This window comes from Acinetobacter sp. SWBY1 (genome assembly GCF_002946595.1).
Classification (GTDB): Bacteria; Pseudomonadota; Gammaproteobacteria; order Pseudomonadales; family Moraxellaceae; genus Acinetobacter; species Acinetobacter towneri.
The window spans coordinates 655,604-680,131 of the sequence record NZ_CP026616.1 but is presented as its reverse complement, the minus strand read 5'-3'; the positions used below and the strand labels follow the sequence as shown (position 1 = coordinate 680,131).

Below are 24,528 nucleotides of genomic sequence, written 5' to 3'. Positions count from 1 at the left end.
GCTTCACTACTGAAGTTTCTGTAACCTAGTTTATCCAATTTTATTTTAGAAGTGATTTTATTGCTATGAAGCCAAATGATGTTGTTGCATCTCTGCCAAACACCCCGACACCAAGTTCAAATGCCTCTGTCGATGCTGTGCAGCAAGAACAACAGCCGGGCTTAGACTTTATACGTCAAGTCATTACCGATGATATTGCGGCGGGTCGCACTCAGCAGGTGGTGACACGTTTTCCACCTGAGCCGAATGGTTATTTGCATATTGGTCACGTGAAAGCAATTTGCTTGAACTTTGGCATCGCACAAGAATATCAAGGGGTGTGTAACTTACGTTTTGATGACACCAACCCAGATGCAGAAGAACAAGAATATGTTGATGGTATTGCCAATGACGTGAAATGGCTGGGTTTTGAGTGGAATGGCGAACCACGCTATGCATCAAGCTATTTCGATCAATTATATACATGGGCAATTCAGCTGATCGAACAAGGCGATGCTTATGTCGATTTGCAAACCCCTGATGAGATTAAGCTCAATCGTGGTTCTTTTGTAGAGCCGGGTAAAAATTCGCCATATCGTGATACGCCAGTAGCAGAAAACTTGGCTTTATTTGAAAAAATGCGCAATGGTGAATTAGGCGAAGGTCAGGCAGTACTCCGTGCCAAAATTGATATGGCTTCACCAAACGTACACATGCGTGATCCGATTTTGTATCGTGTTTTACATTCATCGCATCACCAAACGGGCGATAAATGGAAAATGTACCCAATGTATGATTATGCGCATCCATTATCAGATGCCATTGAAGGCATTACTCATTCACTATGTACTTTAGAATTCCAAGACCATCGTCCATTCTATGATTGGGTGGTGGAAAAGGTGAAATCCGAGGCTGTGCCGCGTCAGTATGAATCTAGCCGTTTGAATATTGATTACACCATCACATCTAAGCGTAAATTGCGTAAATTGGTTGAAGGCGGTTTTGTGAATGGTTGGGATGACCCACGTATGCCAACAGTGGTAGGTATGCGTCGTCGTGGCTTTACACCAGAAGGTTTGCGTGATTTCTGTAAGCGTGTAGGTGTGTCAAAGTCGGATGGTATTGTGGATGTGGCAATGCTTGAATATTGCATCCGTCAATCTTTGGAAAATACTGCAGCGCGTGGCATGGCGGTGTTGAATCCACTTAAAGTGACTTTGACCAATTTGCCTGAAGCACTGGATTTAGTCCATGCACGTCATCCAAATGTAGATATGGGTGAACGTATCATTCCACTGACTTCTGAAATTTATATTGACCGTAAAGACTTTGAAGAAGTGCCGCCTAAAGGTTTCAAGCGTTTAGTGCCAGAAGGTGAGGTGCGTCTACGCCATGCTTATGTAATCAAGTGTGATGAAGTGATTAAAGATGCCAACGGCGAAATTATTGAGCTGAAATGTTCAATTGACCCTGAAACTTTGGGCAAAAACCCAGAAGGTCGTAAAGTCAAAGGCGTGATTCACTGGGTATCTGCAAGTAAAGGCGTTGCGGCAGAAGTTCGTTTATATGATCGCTTATTTACTGAGTCTGATCCAGAAGTGGGTGATGATTTCTTGGCGAATTTAAACCCCGAATCGTTGACTGTGGTACAAGCCATTGTTGAACCTGCATTGGCAACAGCACAACCAGAAGATCGTTTCCAATTTGAACGTGAAGGTTATTTTGTTGCAGATCAGTATGATCACAGTGCGGAAAAACCAGTGTTTAACCGCATTTTAGACTTAAAAGACAGCTTCAAACCTGGCAAGTAACACCTTATTTAAGTTTTAGCTTGCAACTTGAAAGCCCAACTTGATCAATTCAGGTTGGGCTTTTGGTTTTATCTATTTAAGATTTATAGAATATTTTGTGAGATATACAGTGTCGCTAAAATGACTGCGATTAGCGGTTTTTATGCTGTTCCTGCTTCATCAGGATTTGCGGTAACTGCATTTTGGCTTTATCGCGTAGTTTCTTCTTAATATAGAGCACTAAAGCAAAGCAAGTGGTGGTCAGGGTCAGCATCATACTGTTCATATAACTCATCAATGAACTGACATAACCAATGGTGGTTAAACGATCCATCATCTTAAATACTTGCGGGCTGCTTTCCACACCTGTAATTGCCCAAGTGCATAAATGTTCACAGTTATTCATAATCAGATGATAATTGTTTTCATGCATTCTGGAGCGCATACGGCGTACCACTTTGCGGCCTTTATACTTGGGCGCATGATACGACTGAACAATAATATTTTTGCCGTGACTAAACTTTTCAATACTGGTCATTTCAATCGGGTGTTTTTTAAAAAGATGTGCAAAACCCGAATAGTGAATCACGCGACCACGCCCAGCATAGATACCATGATGGCTATAGCCGAAGTGTTTCACAATTAAATGTGCCCCTAAAGGAAATCGTGTTTTCTGCTTGAGCATCGTACGCTTGACCAATAAAGTAACATGAGTAGAGAAAAGAAATCAGGTTTTATAGTGTACTGCGTCTGACGCAAATATGCGATAACCCATTCAGTTATATGCACAATTTGTAACATAGCAGGTATGGAGATGATAATGTTTTGTTCTCGGTGGAAGTGCTTATTGCTCTGTTATTTATTCTGCACGCCTACTGCACAAGCGGAAATTCGCGCATGGACGGTTAACAACAGTAAAATCAATGCAGATGTGGTGGAAGTGACACAGTTGTCACAGTTAGGCTTATATCTGAAAGATCGGCAAGGGAAACCATATCTGCAAATTTCACAACTACAAAAAAATCTACAGTCTTGTGAAAACATGCAATTTGCCATGAATGCAGGCATATTTCATCCAGATTATTCGCCTGTGGGTTTGTATGTGGAACAAGGACGACAACTTAAAAAGCTGAACCGACAGCAACAGGGATGGGGGAATTTTTTAATTCAGCCCAATGGTGTACTGGCGTGGAATCATCAACGGGTGTTTTTAGGAACAACCCAACAATATGCCAATCAAGCGTTCAAAGCGCAGTATGCGACACAGTCTGGCCCAATGTTAGTTATTAATCGCCAGTTAAATTCACGTTTTTTGGCAGACAGTACTTCTTATAAAATTAGAAATGGGGTTGGGTTAAAAGACCAAAGCCTGTACTTTGTGATTAGCAAGACGCCCGTAACTTTTCATCAATTTGCCACCTTTTTTAAAGATGAGCTGCAAACGCCAAATGCCTTGTATTTAGATGGTTCGATTTCTACAGCGTATATTCCGCAATTACAACGTCATACTCATCCACATCGCAATTTAGGTCCAATTTTAGCTTATATAGATCATCAAGGCTGTAAACCCTAACATTGGAATTTGGTTTTGGCTTGGCTGAATTTATTGTCCAATAAAACCTAAGGCTGTGCCTTGCATCCTGCAGATTTTGACTGCTTCTTCGCTTTTCATTTGTTTGACTTCATTTTCAAATTGCTTTTTTTGTTGTTTAAGTTGCTCATCTGAAATACCCATGTTTTTAGCAAAACTTTCCATTTTCTCCCAAGTTTCGGCACATTCTTTCGGCATTGGGCTACAGGCTGTTAAACTTAGGCTGAGTAGGGCAAGACAGCTAAGGCTAGTTTTTTTCATTGTCATTTTCTCTGTTTGAATAATTCGAATTTATTGGTGTAATGATTATGTGTAGAAATATTAGCGCATGATTATGAAGATATGATTGACTGCGTTTGAAAAGATTAGCGTTTTTGTGCAAGCTCAAGCACGTATTAAGATTTATAAAATTTATTGTTTTAAGTGCCAATATATTTGAAGCAATTAAAAAAGGCACTTAGTTCAACTAAATGCCTTTTTTATCATATTCCATTACTGGAATGATAGATGCTGGAGTTCATTTAACTCTTTGCGGCTATAACCTCGCGAAGCGAGAACCTTCTTAATCCCGATAATGACATCTTCATCTGTGGCTTTGGTTAAAGCTTCGAGAAGTTGTTCATTTGTCTTGCAAGAGCAATCATTTTCAACACAAGCAATTTGATTTTTATGCTCGTTTTGCTGTTCTGTAGAGAACAACTTTTGCCAAAAACTCATAGAGCCTTCATTCACAACCTAACATAGATCGAAATATAGCCAATATAAAAAATAAATCAAGTCGACCTAAGTGATAAAAGCAGCAATCGAGTTGCAGAATTTTCGATGATATTGCATTTTTTTAACGAAATTATGACAGCTAAAGGGCTTGTAATGCTTTAACTGATTCATTTACATCATAATATTTACAAGTGCTAAAAAGGAGAACTTGTAAATATTGAAGAATAATGCAACAAATTGTTTAAATCTTTTCCAGTAAAACACCCGACTCAACATGATGGGTGTATGGGAATTGATCAAACAGTGCAAATTGCGTCACTTTATGGTTTTGACACAAGGTTTTTAAATTGTCATGCAAAGTGTCTGGGTTGCACGAAATATAAATAATACGTTTAAAACGCTGTAGGAGTTTTAAGGTGTCATCGTCAATTCCTGCGCGTGGCGGATCGACAAAGACCGTATCAAAATCATAACTTGCAAGATCAATGTTCGCTTCTTGCAAGCGGCGGAATTCACGCTCACCGTTATAGGCTTGAGTAAACTCTTCAGCCGATAAGCGTGCCACTTGAATATTCTCAATCTGGTTTTGTTCAATATTCCACTGCGCTGCATATACCGAAGATTTAGCCAGTTCTGTGGCAAGTACACGACGGAAACGAGTCGATAGCGGTAGGGTAAAGTTACCATTACCACAATAAAGTTCTAATAAATCTTGCTCAGAATGTTCGGCAACCGTACATGCCCATTCCAGCATTTTTTGGCAAACTTGCGCGTTTGGCTGGGTAAAGCTGCTTTCAATTTGCTTATAGGTATAAGTGCGCTCAAAAACCTGTAATTGTTCAACTACATACTCATCGGATAGCACGAATTTTTGCCCACGGCTGCGTCCAATCAGTTTAATGTTTAATGCTTTGCTCAAAGCTTGGGCTGCAGGCTCCCAATCAGATTCAAGTTTGCGGTGATAAAGCAGTGAAACCAACATTTCGCCACTTAAAGTCGCTAAAAAATGCACTTCAAATAAACGAGCCGATAATACGGGATCGGCTTTCAGGGCGGCTAACAGCTTTGGCATTAATAAGTTAATGCTGCGGTCTGCAATCGGAAACTCATCTACACGAATAACTTTTTTCTGCTTATCTTCACTGCGTTCAAACATGGCATAAAACAGATCATCTTCAATATGCCAAATTCGGAACTCTGCCCGCATACGGTAGTTGTGTTCTGGTGAGGCAAATACTTGCAAGGCAGGCGGGTTATATTCGGCAAATTGGGCAGAAATACGGGCAACTTTTGCATCAAGTTGTTGCTGATAAGATGAGGTCATATGCAGTAAACATCACAAACACAGAGAAAGAGCGATGGTAACAAAGTTTTAAAGAGATACCTAAAACTATTATGAAAATGATGCAATCCTGCAAGATGTCAAAATAGCCTAAGCATGTTGATGACATCTTACAAGTGGAAAAATTTAGATACTGTAATTACTTTAAACTTGATGTAATTGATCGAACAATTGCTGAATGCCCTCAGTGGCAGTTTTGGAAATCCGTTGAAATTGAGCAGGAAGTTGGGCTTGCATGGCTTTTGGGTCAATATAATAAGCCTGACAATTTGCAGGAATTTCGTGTACTAATCCAGCAACAGGGTACACCACCAAACTTGTACCAATCACAATAAAAATATCGGCATCTTGAATCAAATCCAGTGCTTCTTCATAGGCAGGAACTGCTTCGCCAAACCAGACCACATGCGGACGTAAAGGATAGCCTTGTGGGCAAAGATCCTGTTGCAAGTTCAGCGAGTCACCTTCAATTGGAAAAAATTCTGTCGTGTATTGTGCATGAGGCCCTGAGCTTTTGGCTAAACGAATATTGCCGTGTAAATGCAAAACTTCTGAACTGCCTGCACGTTCATGCAAATCATCAATATTTTGGGTGATCACTTGTACATCAAAATCATCTTCAAGTTCAGCAATTAAGCGATGCGCCAAGTTAGGCTGCGCATTAAGAATGTTTTTACGACGTTCATTATAAAAGCGTTGGACTAATTCAGGATTCCTTGCCCATGCTTCAGGGCTTGCGACATCCTCCACGCGATGTTTTTCCCATAAGCCATCACCATCTCTAAAGGTGTTGATTCCACTTTCTGCGCTCATACCTGCACCCGAAAAAACCACTAATTTACGCATGTTTTATTCTCTTGATGGATGGTTAGATTTGAGTATAAGTGCCGAAAATAGAAACACAAATCTACAGCTCATTTTTTCAGAATTTTAAGTATCTAAATATGTGAAAGTTTAGTGCTGTCTATAACTTTGCTGAATAATTGAATCAAAGTTCACTTTTTATTGCTTGTTATTTCATTTTAATGATAGAACATAAAGTAAAGTAGTATGACGCTACAAAATCAAATATTGATGAACCAGAACCTATAATAATGTGCAGAGGAAGCCATGTCACAACACAATCCATCGCCAAATCACACGCCTGCAACTCACAGTGAAAAAGTGAAATTTGATTGGAAAGATCCTTTTTTGCTTGAACAGCAATTGACTGAAACCGAACGTATGATTCGTGATAGTGCCTATGCTTATTGTCAGGAAAAATTACTGCCGCGGGTACGTGATCAGTTTAGACATGAAACGGTAGATCGCAGCATCTTCCGTGAAATGGGTGAGCTTGGTTTGTTAGGCCCAACCATACCTGAACAATATGGCGGTGCAGGTTTAAATTATGTGAGTTATGGGCTAATTTCACGTGAAATTGAACGGGTCGATTCAGGTTATCGTTCAATGGCAAGTGTGCAAAGTTCATTGGTGATGGTGCCAATTTATGAGTTTGGCAGTGAAGCACAAAAACAAAAATATTTACCCAAACTCGCTTCGGGTGAATGGATCGGATGTTTTGGTCTGACTGAACCTGATTTTGGCTCCGACCCTGGCAGTATGAACAGCAGAGCACATAAAGTTGCAGGCGGTTATCGTTTACACGGTGCGAAAATGTGGATTACCAATAGTCCAATTGCCGATGTATTTGTGGTGTGGGCAAAAGAAGTTTCGGCAGATGGGCAGGTGGGTGATATTCGCGGTTTTATTTTAGAAAAAGGTTGGGATGGACTTTCTGCGCCAATCATTCAGGGCAAGGTTGGTCTACGCGCATCAATCACAGGTGAAATTGTCATGGACAATGTTTTTGTGCCTGAAGAAAATATGTTACCTGAAGTGCGTGGTTTAAAAGGGCCGTTCACTTGTTTAAATAGTGCACGTTATGGCATTGCTTGGGGTGCTATGGGTGCGGCTGAGTTTTGTTGGCATACTGCGCATCAATATACGATGGATCGGATTCAGTTCGGACGTCCTTTGGCGGCCAATCAGCTCATTCAAAAGAAACTTGCCGATATGCAAACCGAAATCGCGCTGGGTTTACAAATTGCTTTACGTTTTGGTCGTATGAAAGATGAGGGTATTGCTTCACTCGAAGGTACTTCGCTGATTAAACGCAACAACTGTGGCAAGGCCTTAGAGATTGCTCGTATGGCGCGCGATATGCTTGGTGGGAATGGTATCAGTGATGAATATGGCGTGGCGCGGCATTTGGTCAATTTGGAAGTCGTGAATACCTATGAAGGGACGCACGATGTGCATGCGCTAATTTTAGGTCGTGCGCAAACGGGTATCGCGGCTTTTGCCAATTAAATCTAGATCTAAACTAAATCTAGGTCTAATGATGCTACGGTGGAAAATATTGCAAACCACATTTTCCACCGTTTTACTTTAGCTGTTTAGTTTTAAAAATTGGCTAATTTCCTGATTAAATTTCAACGGTTCGGTCAGTAAAGGGGTATGCCCAGATTGGTGAAATATGACTTGTTTCGCATTCGGCATAGCTTCTACCACTTGACGTTGTCCTTCTGCCGCATACAAGGTCGATTGTGCGCCTGTAAAAAAGACTGTCGGACAACCCAGTTGAGTTAAAGCCTCACGATAATCTTCCTGATGGTGTAAATAATTGTCGATATACCAGCGTAAATAATCTAAACGCTGTGTAGGTAAAATATAGCGTTGTAAAACAGGACGTTTGACGGCCAGTTTAAATAAAAACGGACTGATTTTATTGCTGGCTTGTAATTCTATAAATTCTAGCCAAAGTTCGACTAAGTTTTTACGCTGCAACACATCCATTTGTTGAATATCAGTATATTGCGCGTGATCATGTAAAAACTCGGACAGATGAATCAATAACTGTTTAAATTGTTGATGTTGATTGCCAAATAAGCCATAAGGCCAGTTTTCATCTACCCCAATTTTTGGTGCTTGGTCAATTTGTAAATAACTGCTTAAATGCGCAGCCAATTGTCCATATTGCATGCCATGCATGGCAGTGGTTGCCCCCATGGAATAGCCAATCAGTTTAAATTGTTGCAGGTTCTGTTGTTGAAGCAGACTGTTTAAATCTTGCCAATGGCTCGAAATAGCATCCAGTTCTGGAACGGCACACAGGTTTGAACCCCCAAAACCACGCCAGTCTGGAATAATAAAACGATACTGCTTTTTATGTTGATACAGAAATGGCAACCATTGCCAACTGTGCATGCCTAAACCTGAAAGCACAACCACAGGCTCACCTTGACCAAATTCACGTACAAATAGAGCTTCGCCATCGGGCATGCGGTAAAAAGGCATCAGCATTTCCTTGCATGGTTGTAATTAAAGATGCGTTATTCTTTATAGCATAGCCTGATCATTTCTGTATGGTGAGCAACCCTGATTTCACATTGATGTGGTTGCTATTACTTAAAAATATACTTTTAAGATGAGGCTTCGGCATCAAACTTTTTCAGTTCAGGAATCACATTTTCTAGCCATTCAATCCAGCCAATTTCCTGATCTATCCCTAGCTGCAAAATCATTTTATGAATATACAGGGTACGGTTGTTCGCAGGTGCTTGGCTAAAGTCTTTGGCAAAAATCTGTTGATAGGTGTGCAACTTGGCTTTGTGAAGCAGCAAATGTCGTTCTAGTTCGGGTAAGACGCTGTTGCCGCCAAGTTGGGCTTCGGCACGTAAACGTACCATAAGTTCTTCGCGTAATTGTGCAGGCGGGCTTTGCTCGACCATCCAGTTTGCCAGTTCATGCCGCCCCAAAGCTTCTACCTGATAGGTTTTGCTACGACTGCTAGAATCTTCATCTTCTAAGGTTGAAATCCAACCTTTTTTCAGCATGGTATTTAGTTCGCGATAAATTTGTTGATGGGTCGCATTCCAGAAAAACCCCATAGAGCGGTCAAAACGGCGTGCCAATTCAATACCGTTACTGGGTTTTTCAATTAAACTGGTCAATAAAACGTGAGCGAGCGACATAAACAGAGCAACTTTATTTTTTTCAGCTTTAATTATGCAACATGTTGTATAAAAATTAAATCTAGAATATAAAAGTATGCAACAAGTTGCATTAAGCATAAAACAGCCAGCATTTTTGCCAGCAGGGAGATTCTATGTCTGACTATCCACATTTACTTGCGCCTTTAGATTTAGGCTTTACCACTTTAAAAAATCGGGTCTTAATGGGTTCAATGCACGTTGGACTAGAAGAAGCACCGGGTGGATACGAACGTATGGCGGCTTTTTATGCAGAGCGTGCCAAAGGTGGCGTTGGGCTGATTGTAACAGGTGGTATTTCACCGAATGATGCAGGCTTAACCTTTGCGGGCGGCAATAAACTTGATACTCGTCAAGAAGCAGAAAAACATAAAGTGGTGACTCAGGCTGTGCATGATGCAGGCGGCAAAATTGCTTTACAGATTTTACATACGGGACGTTATTCCTATCAGCCCGATATTGTCGCACCGTCAGCAATTCAGGCACCGATTAACCCAAGTAAACCACATGCACTAACATCGGCAGAAGTACAGCAAACCATTGCCGACTTTGTGAATTGTGCCAAATTGGCACAATACGCAGGCTATGATGGTGTCGAAATCATGGGTTCGGAAGGCTATTTAATTAATGAGTTTATTGTTGCGCGTACCAACCATCGTGATGATGAATGGGGCGGCAGTTATGAAAACCGTATTCGTTTCCCAATTGAAATTGTTAAACGTACCCGTGCAGAAGTGGGTGAAAACTTTATTATTATTTACCGCTTGTCGATGTTGGATTTAGTCGAAGGCGGTTCGAGTTTTGAAGAAGTGGTGCAATTGGCACAAGCGATTGAAAAAGCAGGTGCAACCATTATCAATACAGGGATTGGCTGGCATGAAGCACGTATCCCAACCATTGCTACCAAAGTCCCTCGCGCAGCTTTTACATGGGTGACAGAGAAATTAAAAGGTTTGGTTAAAGTGCCACTGATCACTTCAAACCGTATTAACACCCCTGAAATGGCTGAGCATGTTTTGGCTGCAGGACATGCCGATATGGTATCGATGGCACGTCCAATGTTGGCAGATGCTTTCTTTGTGCAAAAAGCAGAGCAAGGTCGCAGTGATGAAATCAACACATGTATTGGTTGTAACCAAGCTTGTTTAGACCATATTTTCTCAATGAAGATTGCTTCATGTTTGGTCAATCCACGTGCTTGCCATGAAACAGAACTAATTTTTAAAGAAGCAACACAGACTAAAAAAATTGCGGTGATTGGTGCAGGGCCTGCAGGTTTGAGCTTTGCAACCTATGCTGCAGAACGTGGGCATCAGGTGACGATTTTTGAAGCATCGAATCAAATTGGTGGGCAGTTTAATATTGCTAAAACCATTCCTGGTAAAGAAGAGTTTTACGAAACTTTGCGCTATTTCAAACGCCAAATTGAGCTGCAACCGAATATTAAATTGGTATTGAATCATACGGCTAGTTTTGAACAATTGCTCAATGCTGACTTCGATGATGTGGTTGTGGCAACAGGTGTAACCCCGCGTCAATTGGATATCGCAGGTATTAATCACCCTAAAGTGCTGAGCTATATTGAGGTATTAAAAGAGCGTAAGCCTGTAGGTCAACGTGTTGCGATTATTGGCGCTGGTGGTATTGGTTTTGATACTGCAGAATATTTAAGCCATGAAGGTGAAAGTGGTAGTCTAAATCCTGAAAAATTCTACGATGAATGGGGAATTGATACCAATTATGCGCATGTCGGTGGTTTAAAAGCAGCAAAAGTTGAAGAATCGCCACGTGAAATTTATTTATTGCAACGTAAAGCATCATCCGTGGGTGCTGGCTTGGGTAAAACAACAGGCTGGATTCATCGTACAGGTTTAAAAAACCGTGACGTTAAAATGATTGCAGGGGCAAGTTATGACCTGATTGATGATCAAGGCTTGCACATCACCGTCAATGGTCAAAGTACAGTGCTCGAAGTTGATCATGTGGTGATTTGTGCAGGGCAAGAGTCTTACACCGCCATGTATGAGCAATTACAGGCAGCAGGCAAAAATGTGCATTTAATTGGTGGGGCGAAAGAAGCAGGCGAGTTAGATGCCAAACGTGCAATTCGTCAGGGTGCTGAATTGGCAGCGAAAATTTAATGTAATTCCTTCTCCCTCTCCTTTGGGAGGGGGCTGGGGAGAGAGTTAATAATCGCTTCTGCCCAGTGCAGCAGTGCTTCAGTCTCACTCAGGGACTCTGCATAGAAATGAAATATCAAAACAAAAAAAAGGAACTTAACATGACTTTGGAAACAACAAAATTAGCGGTACAGCGTTGGCATACAATGCTGCAAAACCATGATATGTCTATTTTGAGTGAATTGCTGGCAGATGATGTGGTGTTTCGTTCACCTGTAGCGTATCAACCTTATGCGGGTAAACAAGTGGTATTTTTTATTTTGACCAATGTAATTCAGGTCTTTGAAAACTTTACTTATCACCGTGAGTTTTATACTGAAGATGGTTGCAATGTTGTACTTGAATTTTCCGCCAATGTGGGAGATAAAAAACTTAAAGGAATTGATATGATTCAATTCAATACACAAGGACAAATTGTGGACTTTGAAGTGATGATTCGCCCGAAAAGTGGTTTAGAGGCATTGGCTGTGCAAATGGGACAACGTATGGCTGCCTTTATGCCAACCGAAAAATAAAATACCGCGTGTGTATGGCAATGAAGTTGTTTTATAGAAATCGGTTTCGGGTTGGCATGCTTGAAAGTGCATGTATTGCTTGGGAGTAAAATGATGTCTACATTACAAAAAATAGCGAAAATTACACAAGCGGTTTTAGATCAGGTCACAGGCGCAGATTTACCGACGTTGTATTATCATCCACATGGAGAAATCCGTCGGGTATTGGATTATTTACCACAGCTCAAAGAAAAATACCGTCCAACACCGTGGCTGTCCAATACACATGCGCATCTTTTATATTTTGATTTAATTAAAAAGAAAACCATTCGTCAGCAGTCTGATCGGGTTGATCAACTCACTATGCAAGATGGCGGTATCACCGCAGTTGCTTGGGTGGGTTATGACTTACCTGCAGATACTCCCACAATTGTTTTAATGCATACCATTACAGGTTCTTTGGAAAGTATGCGTGAGTTGGTGCGCGATTTACATCAGCAGACACAGTGGCGTATTGCCTTATGTTTACGTCGTGGGCATGGCAATTTACCTATGCCTGTACCACAAATGAATCTGTTTGGTTCGACGCATGATTTGCGTGAACAAATAGTGTTTATTCAGCAACAATTTCCACAATCTGAATTATATGCTGTTGGTTCTTCCGCAGGGACAGGATTATTGGTGCGCTATTTGGGCGAAGAAGGCGAGCAAACCCCAATTAAAGCCGCGTTTGCACTATGCCCAGGATATAACACTGAACTAGGCTTTCAGCATGTGCATCCTTTTTACAGTAAAGTGATGACCAAAAAATTATTCCAGTTTTTTATTCAGCCCCATCAGGACATTTGGCAAAACGTAAAATCTTTATCGCAAGTGTTAAGTGCGACTACATTGGCAGAGTTTGAAAAGGCGTATTTTGAATTGGCGGGTTTTGAAGATTATGACAGCTACACACAAGCCATTAACCCAATTTATGTGTTTGAGAATGTCAAAATTCCGCTTATGGTTTTAAATGCAGAAGATGACCCAGTGTGCCACATCAAAAACTTTGATCCTTATAAAGAAACCATACGGAAAATGCCAAATATTATGGTAGTGACGACCCGTAAAGGCAGTCATTGTGGTTTTTATGAAGGTGTCGGTTTTACTAAATCTTGGGCATCGCGTTTAATTTCTAATTATTTTAAAGTGCAATCGCAGTTGCTGCAGGCAAGTTAAAGTGAAGCGCACAAACCTATATAGAAATAGGTAGCTGTATTGCAAATGTATTCACGAGTTATCTCAGCGAAGACTCATCCAAATGAATAAAAAACCCAGTACACAATGACTGGGTTTTTTAACGTCAATTCAAATCTAAGATAAGAACTTACACCTTAAAACTGACTTTAACTTAAAGCTTAGTTTTAAGTGAGCACTTAGTTCTCAAGTGCTGGGGTTGCAGCGGCAATCGCAGCGGCAACAGCATCATCTTCAGATTGAGCACCTGTGTTATTGCTTGGACGTGCTTGAGTTGGTTTATCTTCTGCTACAGGAGCTGCCGCTTTCGGCGCAGGCGCAGGTGCAGCAGCAGGTTGTGCAGGTGTTTCACGACGGATTTCAGTTGTGGTGTTCGCTGTTTCAGTGCGCTCCACTTCTACCTGTGCAGGCGCTTCTGGTTCAGCATCTTGAATGTTTTCAACAGGTTCTAGTGGTTCAAATTGAGCAGCTTCAGTAGTTTGTTCAGTTTGAACCTCTACTTGTTCTTGCTCATCTTGCTTTGGCTGTTCTTTTTTTACACATGCAGTTAATAACAACGCCGTTGCAATTGCACCACAAATTAAAAGTTTCTTATTCATAATTGCACAAAATAAAAGATCGGATAGACGGACGTATTATAGCAATAAAATGACAGATGAAAATCCTCTCAAGAAGTTCTAATTTTTTATAGGAAATGCTGATAGAATAACCAATTGTTTATTGTTCTATGAATTGATGCGGAATGACTTTGCTTTATTGGTGCAGAGTAAAGTAAAATTGCGCAACATTGCAGGCCGATTTAGGCTCGATTGTACGAGAAACCCAATGACCCATTTTATTTTCGTGACTGGTGGTGTAGTTTCATCACTAGGTAAAGGTATTTCAGCTGCTTCAGTTGCTGCACTTTTAGAAGCCCGTGGTTTAAAAGTAACCATGGTCAAAATGGATCCATACATTAATGTCGATCCAGGGACAATGAGTCCTTTCCAACATGGTGAAGTTTTTGTCACAGAGGATGGTGCCGAAACTGACTTAGATTTGGGTTATTACGAACGTTTCTTGCGTCGTGCGAAAATGACCAAGTTAAATAACTTTACATCTGGTCGCGTGTATCAAGACGTTCTAAACAAAGAGCGCCGTGGTGATTACTTGGGCGGTACTGTTCAGGTGATTCCACACATTACCGATAATATTAAAGAACGTGTACTTCGCGCAGGCGAAGGCTATGATGTCGCAATCGTAGAAATTGGCGGTACAGTAGGTGACATTGAATCTCTCCCATTCATGGAATCTGTACGTCAATTGATGGTGGAATTAGGGCATAAGCGTACCATGCTCATGCACTTAACTTTATTGCCATATATCAAGTCTGCGGCAGAGTTAAAAACCAAGCCAACTCAACACTCAGTTAAAGAATTGTTATCTATCGGTATTCAGCCAGATATTCTCATCTGCCGTACTGAACATGATGTTGATGCTGACACTACCCGTAAAATTGCGTTATTTACCAACGTAGAAGCACGTGCGGTTGTGGTATGTAAAGATGCCAAAACCATCTACCAAATTCCGCGTACATTCTATGAACAAGACGTTGATGATTTAATTTGTGAGCGTTTTGGCTTCAATGATCTTCCAGAAGCAGATTTATCTGATTGGGATAACGTAGTTGATGCATTATTGAACCCTGAATACAGCGTTCGTGTGGCGATGGTGGGTAAATATGTTGAACTGCCAGATGCCTATAAATCTGTAAACGAAGCATTATTGCATGCGGGTATTCAAAACCGCGTCAAAGTTGAAATTGACTATGTCAATGCAGAAGACCTTGAAAGCCAAGACGTTAATACTGTACTTAAAGATGCCGATGCAATTTTAGTTCCGGGCGGCTTTGGTGAGCGCGGTACCGAAGGTAAAATGCAAGCCATCAAATATGCACGTGAAAACGGTGTCCCATTCTTGGGAATCTGTTTGGGTATGCAATTGGCTGTGATTGAATATGCACGTAATGTGGCAGGTATTGCCGATGCAAGTTCAACAGAGTTTAACCGTTCGACTAAGTCGCCACTTATTGGTTTGATTACTGAATGGTTAGATGAGCGCGGCGAAGTTCAACAGCGTTCTGTCGATTCTGACTTGGGCGGCACTATGCGTTTAGGTGCACAAAAATCTGAATTGGTTGAAGGTACCAAAACTCGTGAAGTATATGGTTCTGCAGAAATTGTAGAGCGCCATCGCCATCGCTATGAAATGAATAACCGTTATATTCCTGTGCTTGAAGAAACAGGTCTTAAAATTTCGGGTTATTCACCAATTCAGCACTTGGTTGAAACTGTTGAAATTCCGCAACATCCTTGGTTTATTGCGGTACAATTCCACCCAGAATTTACCAGCTCGCCACGTGATGGACATCCATTGTTTGCTGGCTTTATCGGTGCGGCAAAACAACAGCATCAAAAAACCAAATAAGATGGCTTTAGGGATAAACTAGGAAGTTGAAATGTCACAATTAAAACCACAAGAAATTGTACGTTTGGGTGATATACAAATGGCGAATCATTTGCCATTTGTATTGTTTGGCGGCATGAATGTACTTGAGTCTAAAGACCTTGCATTTGAAATTGCTGAAACTTATGTGGATATTTGCACACGCTTAAATATCCCGTATGTATTCAAAGCCAGTTTTGACAAAGCCAACCGTTCTAGCCTGAACTCATTTCGTGGTCCCGGTTTAGAAAAAGGCATTGAATGGCTGGCTGACATTAAAAAGCATTTTAATGTGCCAATTATTACCGATGTGCATGAGCCGTATCAGGCTGCGCCTGTGGCAGAAGTGGCAGATATTATTCAGCTTCCTGCGTTTTTAAGTCGCCAAACCGATTTGGTTGAAGCGATGGCAAAAACTCAAGCCATTATCAACATCAAAAAAGCACAATTCCTTGCGCCGCACGAAATGCGTCATATTTTGCATAAGTGTTTAGAAGCAGGGAATGACAAATTGATTCTTTGTGAGCGTGGTTCAGCATTTGGTTACAACAACTTGGTTGTCGATATGCTGGGCTTTGACATCATGAAAGAAATGAATGTACCTGTGTTCTTTGATGTAACCCATGCTTTGCAAACTCCGGGTGGTCGTGCAGATTCGGCAGGTGGTCGTCGTGCACAAATTACCACCTTGGCACGTGCAGGTATGGCAACTGGCTTGGCAGGTTTATTCCTAGAAGCACATCCTGAACCAGAGCAGGCAAAGTGTGATGGCCCATGTGCATTGCGTCTATCACAACTTGAGCCGTTCTTGGCACAGCTTAAAGAATTGGATACCTTGGTAAAAGGTTTCCAAAAGCTAGATACACACTAAATTAGATCCATATTAAATTATAGACTCATTGATGCCTAAAGCATCACGTTATTAATCAACTGAGGAATTGTTCATGAGCCAAATCGTTGACATTCGTGCACGTGAAATTTTGGACTCTCGTGGTAACCCAACCATCGAAGCAGACGTAATCTTAGCATCTGGCGTAGTTGGCCGTGCATGTGCACCATCAGGTGCTTCAACTGGTTCTCGTGAAGCTCTAGAACTTCGTGATGGCGATAAAGCACGTTACTTGGGTAAAGGCGTTAAAACTGCGGTAAATAACGTCAATACTTTAATTCGTGATGCTTTACTTGGTAAGTCTGTGTTTGAACAAAAAGACATCGACAACACCATGATTGCGCTTGATGGTACTGAAAACAAAGAAAAATTAGGTGCTAACGCAACTTTAGCCGTGTCTTTGGCTGCTGCGCGCGCTGCTGCTGATGAAAAGAAAATTCCTCTTTTCCAATACATCGCAGACCTTCGTAACAACAGCATTTTAACCATGCCTGTACCAATGATGAACATCTTAAATGGTGGTTCACACGCAGACAACAACGTTGATATTCAAGAGTTCATGATTGAGCCAGTGGGCTTCACTTCATTCTCTGAAGCATTACGTGCTGGTGCAGAAATTTTCCACTCATTAAAATCTGTATTGAATCAAAAAGGTTTAAACACAGCAGTGGGTGATGAAGGTGGTTTTGCGCCAAACTTACGTTCTAACGAAGAAGCAATCACAGTTATTCTTGAAGCTATTGAGAAGACTGGCTACAAAGCGGGTTCTGACATCATGTTGGCGCTTGACTGTGCATCTTCAGAATTCTACAAAAATGGTCAGTACATTCTTGCAGGTGAAGGCAACAAAGCATTCACAAGCAACCAATTCTCTGACTATTTAGCTGGTCTTGTAAATCAATATCCAATTATCTCAATTGAAGATGGTTTAGATGAGTCTGATTGGGAAGGTTGGTCTTACCTCACTTCGATCTTAGGTGACAAGATTCAATTGGTCGGTGATGACTTGTTCGTTACTAACCCGAAAATCTTACAACGCGGTATCGATGAAAAAGTAGGTAACTCAATCCTGATCAAGTACAACCAAATTGGTACTTTGACTGAAACGCTTGATGCAATTTACCTTGCGAAAGCCAATGGTTACACAACTGTTATTTCACACCGTTCAGGTGAAACTGAAGATTCTACAATTGCGGATCTTGCAGTAGGTACAGCAGCAGGTCAAATCAAGACTGGTTCACTGTGCCGTTCTGACCGTGTAGCAAAATATAACCAATTACTTCGTATTGAAGAATTGACGAATGCTGCATATCGCGGTAAAGCTGAGTTCAAAGGTTTGAACTAAGCGAAATCAGTAGATGTCATTATTAAATGTATTTGACTCCAAAGCGAGTAAAGCATTGTTGGGCCTTGCGATCTTTTTGATCGCAGGGTTTCAATATTTACACTGGTTTGGTGAAGGTGGTTATCGTGACCATGCTGCACTGACAGAAAAAATCCAACAACAAATAGAATTAAATACAGAGCTGAAGGAGCGCAATCGTGTACTTGCAGCAGAAGTTTATGATTTAAAAAATGGGGTAGAAGCCATTGAAGAGCATGCCCGTTTAGATTTAGGCTTAATTAAGCCACATGAAACCTTTGTGCAAATGAGCACCATCAGCACACAATATAAACCAATTTATATTCAACCGAATTCCACAGTAGATTTACGCACCAATGAATCACAACAACTTGCAGCAGCAACCGCCCCGACACCCTAAACTTTGGGCGGTTATTCCCGCAGCGGGTTCTGGTAGTCGTTTTTCTAGAACTGAACTTAAACAATATCAATATATTCAAGATCAAACAGTCTTAGCGCACAGCATCGCACGTTTAAATCACTTGCCTTTAGCGGGTTATGTTTTGGCGATTGGTCAAGCAGATGATGTAGCGCAAAACCTAAACTTGGCACAAAAAGAAAAAGCACATTTTTGCGTAGGTGGTGCAGAGCGAGTGGATTCAGTCTTAAAAGCACTGCATTATTTATCTGAAATCGCCCATGCAGATGACTGGGTTTTGGTGCATGATGCAGCGCGTCCTTGTGTGACAGCTGCTTGCCTTGAACAGTTGTATCAGACTGCACTGGCAACAGATCAAAGTGCAATTTTGGCTATTCCAGTGCGTGATACTTTAAAAAAGGTAAGCCAAGGCACAAAAATTGAAACCACGGTAAGCCGTGACCAACTTTGGCAAGCGCAAACTCCGCAAATTGCTAAACTTGATGTGCTTAAAACAGCCATTGAATCTGCATTAAAACAGCAATTGACGATTACCGATGAGGCCAGTGCTTTAGAAGCAGCAGGGCAAATTGTAAATGTTGTGCACGGTCGTTCGGATAATATTAAAATCACCTATCCCGATGATTTAGAGCTGGCACGTTTAATTTTAGCCTCACAACAACATGGATGATAAAAATCTAGTGTAATTAACACCGCGTTAAACTTGAATCTTCAACGATTAAGCTTTAATGATTCACTCTGTGCCGCTTTGCTTCTATAATTGTCCATCCTGTCTATTTTAAATACCTTTGAGTCGCATGAATCCATCGCAGCAGTATCGTTTTTTACGTCACTCATTACGTGATGGTAGAAGCATTAAAAATGATTCCTCACGCTGGACTAAATTACATTTAGATCCATGGTTGCTGTGTTTTCTGATTTTAAATGCGATTCTGGGTTTAATGGTGGTATATAGTGCCACCGCGCAAGATATGGGGATGGTGCTGCGTCAAGCAACCAGTTTTGGCATTGGTTTTATCGCCATGATTATTTTGGCGCAAATTCCGCCTAAGGTATATCAAGCTGCCAGTCCATATTTTTATATCTTTGCAGTCATCATGCTGGCTTTGGTTTTGGTCATTGGTGAAACCCGTATGGGGGCAAAACGCTGGATCAGCTTGCCGGGTATTGGCAGTATGCAACCCAGTGAATTTATGAAATTTGCCATGCCATTGATGATGGCGTGGTATTTTTCGCGTCGTGCTTTCCCGCCTAAATTGATCCATATCATTGTCGCTTTAGTGATTATGATGATTCCTTTTGTCTTGGTGGCATTGCAACCCGATTTAAACATTGGTTTGATTATTCCCGGTGTCTTTGCGCTATTTTTAAGTGGCATGTCATGGCGATTAATATTGGGGGCAATCACCGCATTGGCTGTTGCAGCACCGTTGCTTTGGATGTTCTTTTTGCAGGAATACCAAAAGAAAAGGGTACTCACCTTATTTGACCCAGAGTCGGACGCCTTGGGGGCAGGCTGGAATATTATTCAATCCAAAATTGCCATTGGGTCAGGCGGTTTTACAGGTAAAGGTTATTTAGAAGGAACGCAATCACATTTGGGTTATCTGCCTGAACATCATACTGACTTTATTATGTCGACCTATGCCGAAGAGTTTGGTTTTATTGGCGTGTTTTTACTGTTCAGTTTGTTTGCCGCGATTATTTTACGTTGTTTGATGATTGGGATGAATTGTTTCCATAATTTCGGGCGTTTGTATGCAGGCACGGTTGGTCTTACTTTCTTTTTCTTTGTATTTCTAAACTCAGGGATGGTGAGTGGTATTTTACCTGTAACGGGTGATCCATTGCCACTTATGAGTTATGGTGGAACGGCAGTCATTTCCATGTTGGCGAGCATGGGGATTGTGATGTCTATTCATACCCATCGTTAATTCAGAATCCATGTGAAAGGTGATGTGGATGCAAGTTGCTATCATCATCTTTTTCACATTTTGTGGCTCTAAAATAGCCTAAGCAAAACAGGATAAGCACAAAAAAATCTCTATAATATCCAATAAATTTACTTTGTTTATTAAGCAATAATTCAAAAAGAACAGCGTAGCAGTAACACATACAGAGCACCCTATGACCCATTTAATTTTTATTGCACTTTTTCCTTTGATTGCCTTAATTGCAATGGGTTATCTGCTTAAGCAATCACGTATGCTGGATGAGCCATTTTGGAAGGGTGCAGAAAAGTTAAATTACTATATTTTGTTCCCCAGCATGTTGTTTTTAAACCTCGCCACAGCAAATATTGAAGCGAAATCAATTGCACAGATTTTGTCGGTCGTAGGGATTGTTGTGGCTTTGGTTGGTTGTCTGTTATATGCCTTTCGCGGCTACTTTAAAACACCCGCAGTCCGTTTTGGGGTGTATATGCAAAGCATGGTACGTTTCAATACGTATATCGGTTTGGCTTTGGTCGCAGCATTGTTTCAGGTGCAGGGCATGGCGCTGTTTGCGATTATTTTGGTGTTCTGCATTCCATTGGTGAATGTTTTATCTGTGCTGGCTTTAAGCGATACTAAGACTTTACAGGCAAAGCAAATCCTATGGTCATTAATGAAAAATCCATTAATTTTAGGGTGTATTGTTGGCGGTCTATTTAATTTATCAGGTTTGAGCTTGTGGGAAGGTGCAGCGCATTTTATTCGTCAAATAGCGTTATGCAGTTTGCCTTTGGGATTAATGTGTGTGGGCGCAGCATTACAATTTAATGGCTTGCAACGAGATGTATTCGCATTGGCATTGAATGTGTTCGGGCGTTTGTTATTTATGCCTGCTTTGGCTTGGCTAATTTGTCAGAGCTTAAATGTTCCAGTGTTGGAGTCGCAAATTTTAGTCTTGTTTTTTGCTTTACCTACTGCATCGGCAGCTTATGTACTTACACAAGTTTTAGGGGGAGATAGTCGTTTAATGGCTTCAATTATTAGCTTGCAAACCGTATTCGCCGCATTAACTTTGCCAATTGTGTTGTGGTTGCTCATTTAATCTGTCTAATACAATCTATTGTTCAGCATTAATCGTATAAACGATAGATGCCCGCAAAGCGTTCACAACCTTTTTGTTTGGTTTGAATTTTTAAGATTGCTTTAGAATAATTAAACTCATAACTGCAATCGTGCTCATTGTCGATGATTTTGTTTTTTTGATCAGGTGTTGTATAAGCTAAAAAGGCAATACTTTGGCTTTCAAGGCGGTTATTTGGATTGCGATAAGCAATACCTTCAATTTTAATGCTGTTTTTATTGAGTTGATGAATTTGTAAATGTACGGGTTGTGCAGCAAATTGACCATTTTCATATTTTAAATAATGTTGAGTCATGCTTTGATTCATTGAAGTGAAAAAATTCAGTTGATCAATTCTAAAATCAAATTGCTGAGTATAACAATTTAAGCTTTTGCATTGCTGTAAGCGTTGGATCCACAATTGCTGAGTATCTTCTAACAAGCGAATAGGCGCATCACTCATCAAATAAGCTGTTAAATGTTGATCACTTAATTTTTCACGCAATTCTGAGAAATTTTCTGTGCACACCTGCGCCAACTTTTTATTGGGTGTAGATCTACAATCAATCCCTTGTGCATAAGAGAAAGATGAATATAAACAGCCAAATAACAGCAGTGTACTTAAGTTTTTGATAAGATGAATCTCAGATTTCAACAGCATGATCGCTTATACTTTCACTATGTTGCGCTAGGTCTAATATAGCGAAATCGAAAGTATGAATACAAGATTTCAATGATTTATTTCTACAGGAGTTGAACATGGTTGCACAGATTCGTATTGGACAAGGATTAGATGTTCATGCCTTTGAAGCGGGAGATTTTGTGACGCTTGCAGGTGTTCAAATTCCTCATACACAAGGTTTAAAAGCACACTCAGATGGCGATGTAGTGCTGCATGCACTATGCGATGCATTATTAGGTGCTTTGGCGCTAGGGGATATTGGTCAGCATTTTCCAGATACCGATCCAAATTATAAAGGTGCAGATAGTCGGGTATTGCTTAAACAGGTCTATCAACTTATTTTAGACCGTGGCTATAAACTGAATAACGCCGATATTACTGTAGCTTGTGAACGTCCTAAACTTGCACCGCATACGCTAGAAATGCGCCAAAGTGTTGCTGATGTATTGGGTGTAGAGGTCACGCAAATTAGTATTAAAGCGACAACTACTGAAAAATTAGGTTTTACTGGACGTCAGGAAGGTATTTTAGCAACCGCGACTGTATTGATTTCTCATACAAAATAATCGCATTGCAATTTAACTAGGTAATCTGCTGAATTAAGAAAGTTCAGCAGATTCTAAAGCTTGTTGTAAATCTTGCGTGGCTTTACGACCTTGTAATTGCAAAGAAACGGCGTGAATTAAGCCTGTCCAAGTTTCATTTGGTTTCCAAATATCATGTAATAAGTCTTGAGCAGTTGCAATATCCACATCCATAAAATATTGACGATATAAATACATCAAACTACTGACGTGGCTGTTATTGCTGCAATGTACCCACACCATTTGGCTTTCTAATAAATGATTGACCAAATCGAGCAATAATAAACATTGATCAGAGGATGGTGTTTCCCATGAAATTGGCAGTTGAATATAGTTTAGTCCAACATCCAGACAAATTTTGTCTTCATGGGGAAGGGCGTGTTCCGCATCACTTTCAGCCAAATTAATGACAGTGCCAATACCATATTCTTTAATTTGTTTTAATTCTTCAGCCGTAGGCTGACCTGAAGAAAACAAACGCTCATGAATGAACTGGAAATTTTTAATTTGGCTAAGTTGGGTTTCAATGTCATTCATGCGCGCAGAATTTCCTATGCTACAAATAGAAACGCCATCATGAAGATGGCGTTTTTAAATCTTAACGATTCACTAAAACGTCTTTTAATGCTTCATGCATTTCAAGCAATGCTTTTTCAGTGGTATCCCAGTCGATACAACCGTCAGTCACAGACTTACCATACTCTAAATCGCATAAGTTTTCAGGAATATCTTGACGACCACCTTTCAGGTGACTTTCGACCATAATCCCAACAATAGACTTATTGCCATCTAAAATTTGCTCAGTGATATTTTTTAATACCAATGGCTGTAAGAATGGGTCTTTGTTTGAGTTAGCATGGCTGGTGTCAATCATGATTTTGGTGCTGACTTTGGCTTTGTTTAATGCATTTTCAGCATCTGCAACAGAGCCTGCATCGTAGTTAGGCTTGCCATTACCACCACGTAAAACCACGTGTGCATACGGGTTGCCGCTAGTACGAATTACTGAAACCTGACCTTGATCATTAAGACCCAAGAAGCTGTGACCGTGTTTTACCGACTGCATGGCATTGGTAGCAACTGTTAAGCCGCCATCTGTACCATTTTTAAAGCCGACTGGAGAAGAAAGACCAGATGACATTTCACGGTGCGTTTGGCTTTCTGTAGTGCGTGCACCAATTGCAGACCAAGAAATTAAATCTTGATAATACTGCGGAGAGTTTGGATCAAGTGCTTCAGTCGCACATGGCAAACCTTTTTCATTTAACTCAAGTAAAAGTTTACGACCAAGACGCAAGCCTTTTTCAATGTTAAAAGAGTCATTCATGTCTGGATCGTTAATTAAGCCTTTCCAGCCCACTGTAGTACGTGGTTTTTCAAAATAAACACGCATCACAATATAAAGAGAATCTTTTACTTTTTCGCTTAATACTTTTAAACGATCTGCATATTCATGTGCAGCAGCAGGGTCATGAATAGAACATGGACCAATCACCACAAATAGACGCTTGTCTTTACCATCTAAAATATTGCGGATTGTTTCACGACCACGAAGAACGGTTTGATAAGCATTTTCAGTCAAAGGTAACTCAGTTTTTAATTCTGCAGGAGTCACGAGTGGCTGAATACTTTCAATATTCACGTCATCGATGTCTGATTGTGTAAGAGGATTAGACTGTAAAGTATTCATT

25 protein-coding genes are annotated in these 24,528 nt (G+C 40.7%); 14 read left to right on the top strand and 11 right to left on the bottom strand.

The features are described 5' to 3' along the window. The first annotated feature begins 65 nt into the window (after window positions 1–65). Window positions 66–1,790, top strand: a complete 1,725-nt coding sequence (locus tag C3Y93_RS03470; protein ID WP_104852086.1) for a glutamine--tRNA ligase/YqeY domain fusion protein — start codon at window positions 66–68, stop codon at window positions 1,788–1,790. A gap of 130 nt (window positions 1,791–1,920) precedes the next feature. Here C3Y93_RS03470 and C3Y93_RS03465 read toward each other — a convergent pair whose 3' ends face one another. Continuing rightward, a complete protein-coding gene (locus tag C3Y93_RS03465) occupies window positions 1,921–2,454 on the bottom strand; it encodes a lecithin retinol acyltransferase family protein (protein WP_096900868.1) in 534 nt (177 codons plus the stop codon). Between the two features lie 135 nt (window positions 2,455–2,589). Between C3Y93_RS03465 and C3Y93_RS03460 the strand changes: the two genes are divergently transcribed. Continuing rightward, a complete protein-coding gene (locus C3Y93_RS03460; RefSeq protein WP_228153782.1) occupies window positions 2,590–3,342 on the top strand; it encodes a phosphodiester glycosidase family protein in 753 nt (250 codons plus the stop codon). A 30-nt stretch (window positions 3,343–3,372) separates the two neighbouring features. On the opposite strand, the gene C3Y93_RS03455 is transcribed toward C3Y93_RS03460, so the two are convergent. The 4 genes from C3Y93_RS03455 to C3Y93_RS03440 all read right to left on the bottom strand — a co-directional run bounded on the left by C3Y93_RS03455 (window position 3,373) and on the right by C3Y93_RS03440 (window position 6,265). Beyond that, window positions 3,373–3,621: a hypothetical protein gene (locus tag C3Y93_RS03455; protein WP_004973320.1), complete on the bottom strand. Its 249-nt coding sequence runs from the start codon at window positions 3,619–3,621 to the stop codon at window positions 3,373–3,375. 231 nt (window positions 3,622–3,852) lie between these two features. Beyond that, on the bottom strand, window positions 3,853–4,077 hold the full coding sequence (locus tag C3Y93_RS03450) for a hypothetical protein (RefSeq protein WP_104852085.1): 225 nt from the start codon (window positions 4,075–4,077) through the stop codon (window positions 3,853–3,855). A gap of 241 nt (window positions 4,078–4,318) precedes the next feature. Next, window positions 4,319–5,401: a tRNA (uridine(54)-C5)-methyltransferase TrmA gene (gene trmA, locus C3Y93_RS03445; RefSeq protein ID WP_104852084.1), complete on the bottom strand. Its 1,083-nt coding sequence runs from the start codon at window positions 5,399–5,401 to the stop codon at window positions 4,319–4,321. A gap of 162 nt (window positions 5,402–5,563) precedes the next feature. After that, window positions 5,564–6,265 (bottom strand): SIR2 family NAD-dependent protein deacylase, encoded by a 702-nt coding sequence (locus tag C3Y93_RS03440; protein WP_104852083.1) that lies wholly within the window; start codon window positions 6,263–6,265, stop codon window positions 5,564–5,566. A gap of 264 nt (window positions 6,266–6,529) precedes the next feature. Between C3Y93_RS03440 and C3Y93_RS03435 the strand changes: the two genes are divergently transcribed. Then, the gene (locus C3Y93_RS03435; RefSeq protein WP_104852082.1) at window positions 6,530–7,771 is read left to right on the top strand and encodes an acyl-CoA dehydrogenase; all 1,242 of its coding nucleotides are present in this window, start codon (window positions 6,530–6,532) and stop codon (window positions 7,769–7,771) included. A 78-nt stretch (window positions 7,772–7,849) separates the two neighbouring features. Here C3Y93_RS03435 and C3Y93_RS03430 read toward each other — a convergent pair whose 3' ends face one another. Both C3Y93_RS03430 and C3Y93_RS03425 read right to left on the bottom strand, forming a co-directional pair. Then, complete coding sequence (locus C3Y93_RS03430) at window positions 7,850–8,758, bottom strand: alpha/beta fold hydrolase (protein ID WP_096900864.1); 909 nt, start codon at window positions 8,756–8,758, stop codon at window positions 7,850–7,852. A gap of 125 nt (window positions 8,759–8,883) precedes the next feature. After that, on the bottom strand, window positions 8,884–9,435 hold the full coding sequence (locus tag C3Y93_RS03425) for a PadR family transcriptional regulator (RefSeq protein ID WP_004973333.1): 552 nt from the start codon (window positions 9,433–9,435) through the stop codon (window positions 8,884–8,886). 134 nt (window positions 9,436–9,569) lie between these two features. On the opposite strand from C3Y93_RS03425, the gene C3Y93_RS03420 reads away from it, so the two are divergent. The 3 genes from C3Y93_RS03420 (at window position 9,570) to C3Y93_RS03410 (ending at window position 13,345) form a co-directional block, all read left to right on the top strand. Then, the gene (locus tag C3Y93_RS03420; RefSeq protein WP_004973335.1) at window positions 9,570–11,594 is read left to right on the top strand and encodes an NADPH-dependent 2,4-dienoyl-CoA reductase; all 2,025 of its coding nucleotides are present in this window, start codon (window positions 9,570–9,572) and stop codon (window positions 11,592–11,594) included. A gap of 140 nt (window positions 11,595–11,734) precedes the next feature. Then, the gene (locus tag C3Y93_RS03415; RefSeq protein WP_004973337.1) at window positions 11,735–12,148 is read left to right on the top strand and encodes a nuclear transport factor 2 family protein; all 414 of its coding nucleotides are present in this window, start codon (window positions 11,735–11,737) and stop codon (window positions 12,146–12,148) included. A gap of 90 nt (window positions 12,149–12,238) precedes the next feature. Continuing rightward, on the top strand, window positions 12,239–13,345 hold the full coding sequence (locus tag C3Y93_RS03410; protein ID WP_104852081.1) for a YheT family hydrolase: 1,107 nt from the start codon (window positions 12,239–12,241) through the stop codon (window positions 13,343–13,345). Window positions 13,346–13,542: 197 nt separating this feature from the next. Here the strand turns inward: C3Y93_RS03410 and C3Y93_RS03405 are convergent, their stop codons facing one another. Continuing rightward, complete coding sequence (locus tag C3Y93_RS03405) at window positions 13,543–13,962, bottom strand: internalin (RefSeq protein ID WP_104852080.1); 420 nt, start codon at window positions 13,960–13,962, stop codon at window positions 13,543–13,545. 226 nt (window positions 13,963–14,188) lie between these two features. Here C3Y93_RS03405 and C3Y93_RS03400 point away from each other — a divergent pair, with 226 nt between their 5' ends. The 7 genes from C3Y93_RS03400 (at window position 14,189) to C3Y93_RS03370 (ending at window position 21,553) form a co-directional block, all read left to right on the top strand. Then, window positions 14,189–15,829, top strand: coding sequence for a CTP synthase (locus tag C3Y93_RS03400; protein ID WP_104852079.1), 1,641 nt, complete (start codon window positions 14,189–14,191; stop codon window positions 15,827–15,829). Between the two features lie 31 nt (window positions 15,830–15,860). After that, window positions 15,861–16,718 (top strand): 3-deoxy-8-phosphooctulonate synthase, encoded by an 858-nt coding sequence (kdsA, locus tag C3Y93_RS03395; RefSeq protein ID WP_004973345.1) that lies wholly within the window; start codon window positions 15,861–15,863, stop codon window positions 16,716–16,718. Window positions 16,719–16,791: 73 nt separating this feature from the next. Then, a complete protein-coding gene (eno, locus tag C3Y93_RS03390) occupies window positions 16,792–18,081 on the top strand; it encodes a phosphopyruvate hydratase (RefSeq protein WP_004973347.1) in 1,290 nt (429 codons plus the stop codon). Window positions 18,082–18,094: 13 nt separating this feature from the next. After that, window positions 18,095–18,499, top strand: coding sequence for a septum formation initiator family protein (locus tag C3Y93_RS03385; protein WP_004973349.1), 405 nt, complete (start codon window positions 18,095–18,097; stop codon window positions 18,497–18,499). Further along, window positions 18,456–19,187, top strand: a complete 732-nt coding sequence (ispD, locus tag C3Y93_RS03380; protein WP_104852078.1) for a 2-C-methyl-D-erythritol 4-phosphate cytidylyltransferase — start codon at window positions 18,456–18,458, stop codon at window positions 19,185–19,187. The genes C3Y93_RS03385 and ispD overlap by 44 nt, the downstream gene beginning before the upstream one ends. Before the next feature lie 127 nt (window positions 19,188–19,314). Further along, window positions 19,315–20,451, top strand: coding sequence for a rod shape-determining protein RodA (gene rodA / locus C3Y93_RS03375; protein ID WP_096900860.1), 1,137 nt, complete (start codon window positions 19,315–19,317; stop codon window positions 20,449–20,451). Window positions 20,452–20,644: 193 nt separating this feature from the next. Continuing rightward, window positions 20,645–21,553, top strand: a complete 909-nt coding sequence (locus tag C3Y93_RS03370; protein ID WP_104852077.1) for an AEC family transporter — start codon at window positions 20,645–20,647, stop codon at window positions 21,551–21,553. Between the two features lie 28 nt (window positions 21,554–21,581). Here the strand turns inward: C3Y93_RS03370 and C3Y93_RS03365 are convergent, their stop codons facing one another. Beyond that, window positions 21,582–22,232 carry a hypothetical protein gene (locus C3Y93_RS03365; RefSeq protein WP_004973366.1) on the bottom strand — a complete coding sequence of 217 codons (651 nt, stop codon included), beginning with the start codon at window positions 22,230–22,232 and terminating at the stop codon, window positions 21,582–21,584. A gap of 98 nt (window positions 22,233–22,330) precedes the next feature. Between C3Y93_RS03365 and ispF the strand changes: the two genes are divergently transcribed. Then, window positions 22,331–22,819 (top strand): 2-C-methyl-D-erythritol 2,4-cyclodiphosphate synthase, encoded by a 489-nt coding sequence (gene ispF / locus C3Y93_RS03360; RefSeq protein WP_104852076.1) that lies wholly within the window; start codon window positions 22,331–22,333, stop codon window positions 22,817–22,819. Window positions 22,820–22,852: 33 nt separating this feature from the next. Here the strand turns inward: ispF and C3Y93_RS03355 are convergent, their stop codons facing one another. Then, entirely contained in the window at window positions 22,853–23,374 is a 522-nt protein-coding gene (locus C3Y93_RS03355; protein WP_104852075.1) for a protein tyrosine phosphatase family protein, read from the bottom strand. 61 nt (window positions 23,375–23,435) lie between these two features. Then, the gene (locus tag C3Y93_RS03350) at window positions 23,436–24,527 is read right to left on the bottom strand and encodes a 3-deoxy-7-phosphoheptulonate synthase (protein WP_042068745.1); all 1,092 of its coding nucleotides are present in this window, start codon (window positions 24,525–24,527) and stop codon (window positions 23,436–23,438) included. Window position 24,528 lies beyond the last annotated feature (1 nt).

Bases quoted from the DNA above. Each gene is read 5' to 3' on its own strand.
- C3Y93_RS03470 (WP_104852086.1), top strand. From the start codon at position 66: ATGAAGCCAAATGATGTTGTTGCATCTCTGCCAAACACCCCGACACCA.
- C3Y93_RS03465 (WP_096900868.1), bottom strand. From the start codon at position 2,454: ATGCTCAAGCAGAAAACACGATTTCCTTTAGGGGCACATTTAATTGTG.
- C3Y93_RS03460 (WP_228153782.1), top strand. From the start codon at position 2,590: ATGTTTTGTTCTCGGTGGAAGTGCTTATTGCTCTGTTATTTATTCTGC.
- C3Y93_RS03455 (WP_004973320.1), bottom strand. From the start codon at position 3,621: ATGAAAAAAACTAGCCTTAGCTGTCTTGCCCTACTCAGCCTAAGTTTA.
- C3Y93_RS03450 (WP_104852085.1), bottom strand. From the start codon at position 4,077: ATGAGTTTTTGGCAAAAGTTGTTCTCTACAGAACAGCAAAACGAGCAT.
- trmA (WP_104852084.1), bottom strand. From the start codon at position 5,401: ATGACCTCATCTTATCAGCAACAACTTGATGCAAAAGTTGCCCGTATT.
- C3Y93_RS03440 (WP_104852083.1), bottom strand. From the start codon at position 6,265: ATGCGTAAATTAGTGGTTTTTTCGGGTGCAGGTATGAGCGCAGAAAGT.
- C3Y93_RS03435 (WP_104852082.1), top strand. From the start codon at position 6,530: ATGTCACAACACAATCCATCGCCAAATCACACGCCTGCAACTCACAGT.
- C3Y93_RS03430 (WP_096900864.1), bottom strand. From the start codon at position 8,758: ATGCCTTTTTACCGCATGCCCGATGGCGAAGCTCTATTTGTACGTGAA.
- C3Y93_RS03425 (WP_004973333.1), bottom strand. From the start codon at position 9,435: ATGTCGCTCGCTCACGTTTTATTGACCAGTTTAATTGAAAAACCCAGT.
- C3Y93_RS03420 (WP_004973335.1), top strand. From the start codon at position 9,570: ATGTCTGACTATCCACATTTACTTGCGCCTTTAGATTTAGGCTTTACC.
- C3Y93_RS03415 (WP_004973337.1), top strand. From the start codon at position 11,735: ATGACTTTGGAAACAACAAAATTAGCGGTACAGCGTTGGCATACAATG.
- C3Y93_RS03410 (WP_104852081.1), top strand. From the start codon at position 12,239: ATGATGTCTACATTACAAAAAATAGCGAAAATTACACAAGCGGTTTTA.
- C3Y93_RS03405 (WP_104852080.1), bottom strand. From the start codon at position 13,962: ATGAATAAGAAACTTTTAATTTGTGGTGCAATTGCAACGGCGTTGTTA.
- C3Y93_RS03400 (WP_104852079.1), top strand. From the start codon at position 14,189: ATGACCCATTTTATTTTCGTGACTGGTGGTGTAGTTTCATCACTAGGT.
- kdsA (WP_004973345.1), top strand. From the start codon at position 15,861: ATGTCACAATTAAAACCACAAGAAATTGTACGTTTGGGTGATATACAA.
- eno (WP_004973347.1), top strand. From the start codon at position 16,792: ATGAGCCAAATCGTTGACATTCGTGCACGTGAAATTTTGGACTCTCGT.
- C3Y93_RS03385 (WP_004973349.1), top strand. From the start codon at position 18,095: ATGTCATTATTAAATGTATTTGACTCCAAAGCGAGTAAAGCATTGTTG.
- ispD (WP_104852078.1), top strand. From the start codon at position 18,456: ATGAATCACAACAACTTGCAGCAGCAACCGCCCCGACACCCTAAACTT.
- rodA (WP_096900860.1), top strand. From the start codon at position 19,315: ATGAATCCATCGCAGCAGTATCGTTTTTTACGTCACTCATTACGTGAT.
- C3Y93_RS03370 (WP_104852077.1), top strand. From the start codon at position 20,645: ATGACCCATTTAATTTTTATTGCACTTTTTCCTTTGATTGCCTTAATT.
- C3Y93_RS03365 (WP_004973366.1), bottom strand. From the start codon at position 22,232: ATGCTGTTGAAATCTGAGATTCATCTTATCAAAAACTTAAGTACACTG.
- ispF (WP_104852076.1), top strand. From the start codon at position 22,331: ATGGTTGCACAGATTCGTATTGGACAAGGATTAGATGTTCATGCCTTT.
- C3Y93_RS03355 (WP_104852075.1), bottom strand. From the start codon at position 23,374: ATGAATGACATTGAAACCCAACTTAGCCAAATTAAAAATTTCCAGTTC.
- C3Y93_RS03350 (WP_042068745.1), bottom strand. From the start codon at position 24,527: ATGAATACTTTACAGTCTAATCCTCTTACACAATCAGACATCGATGAC.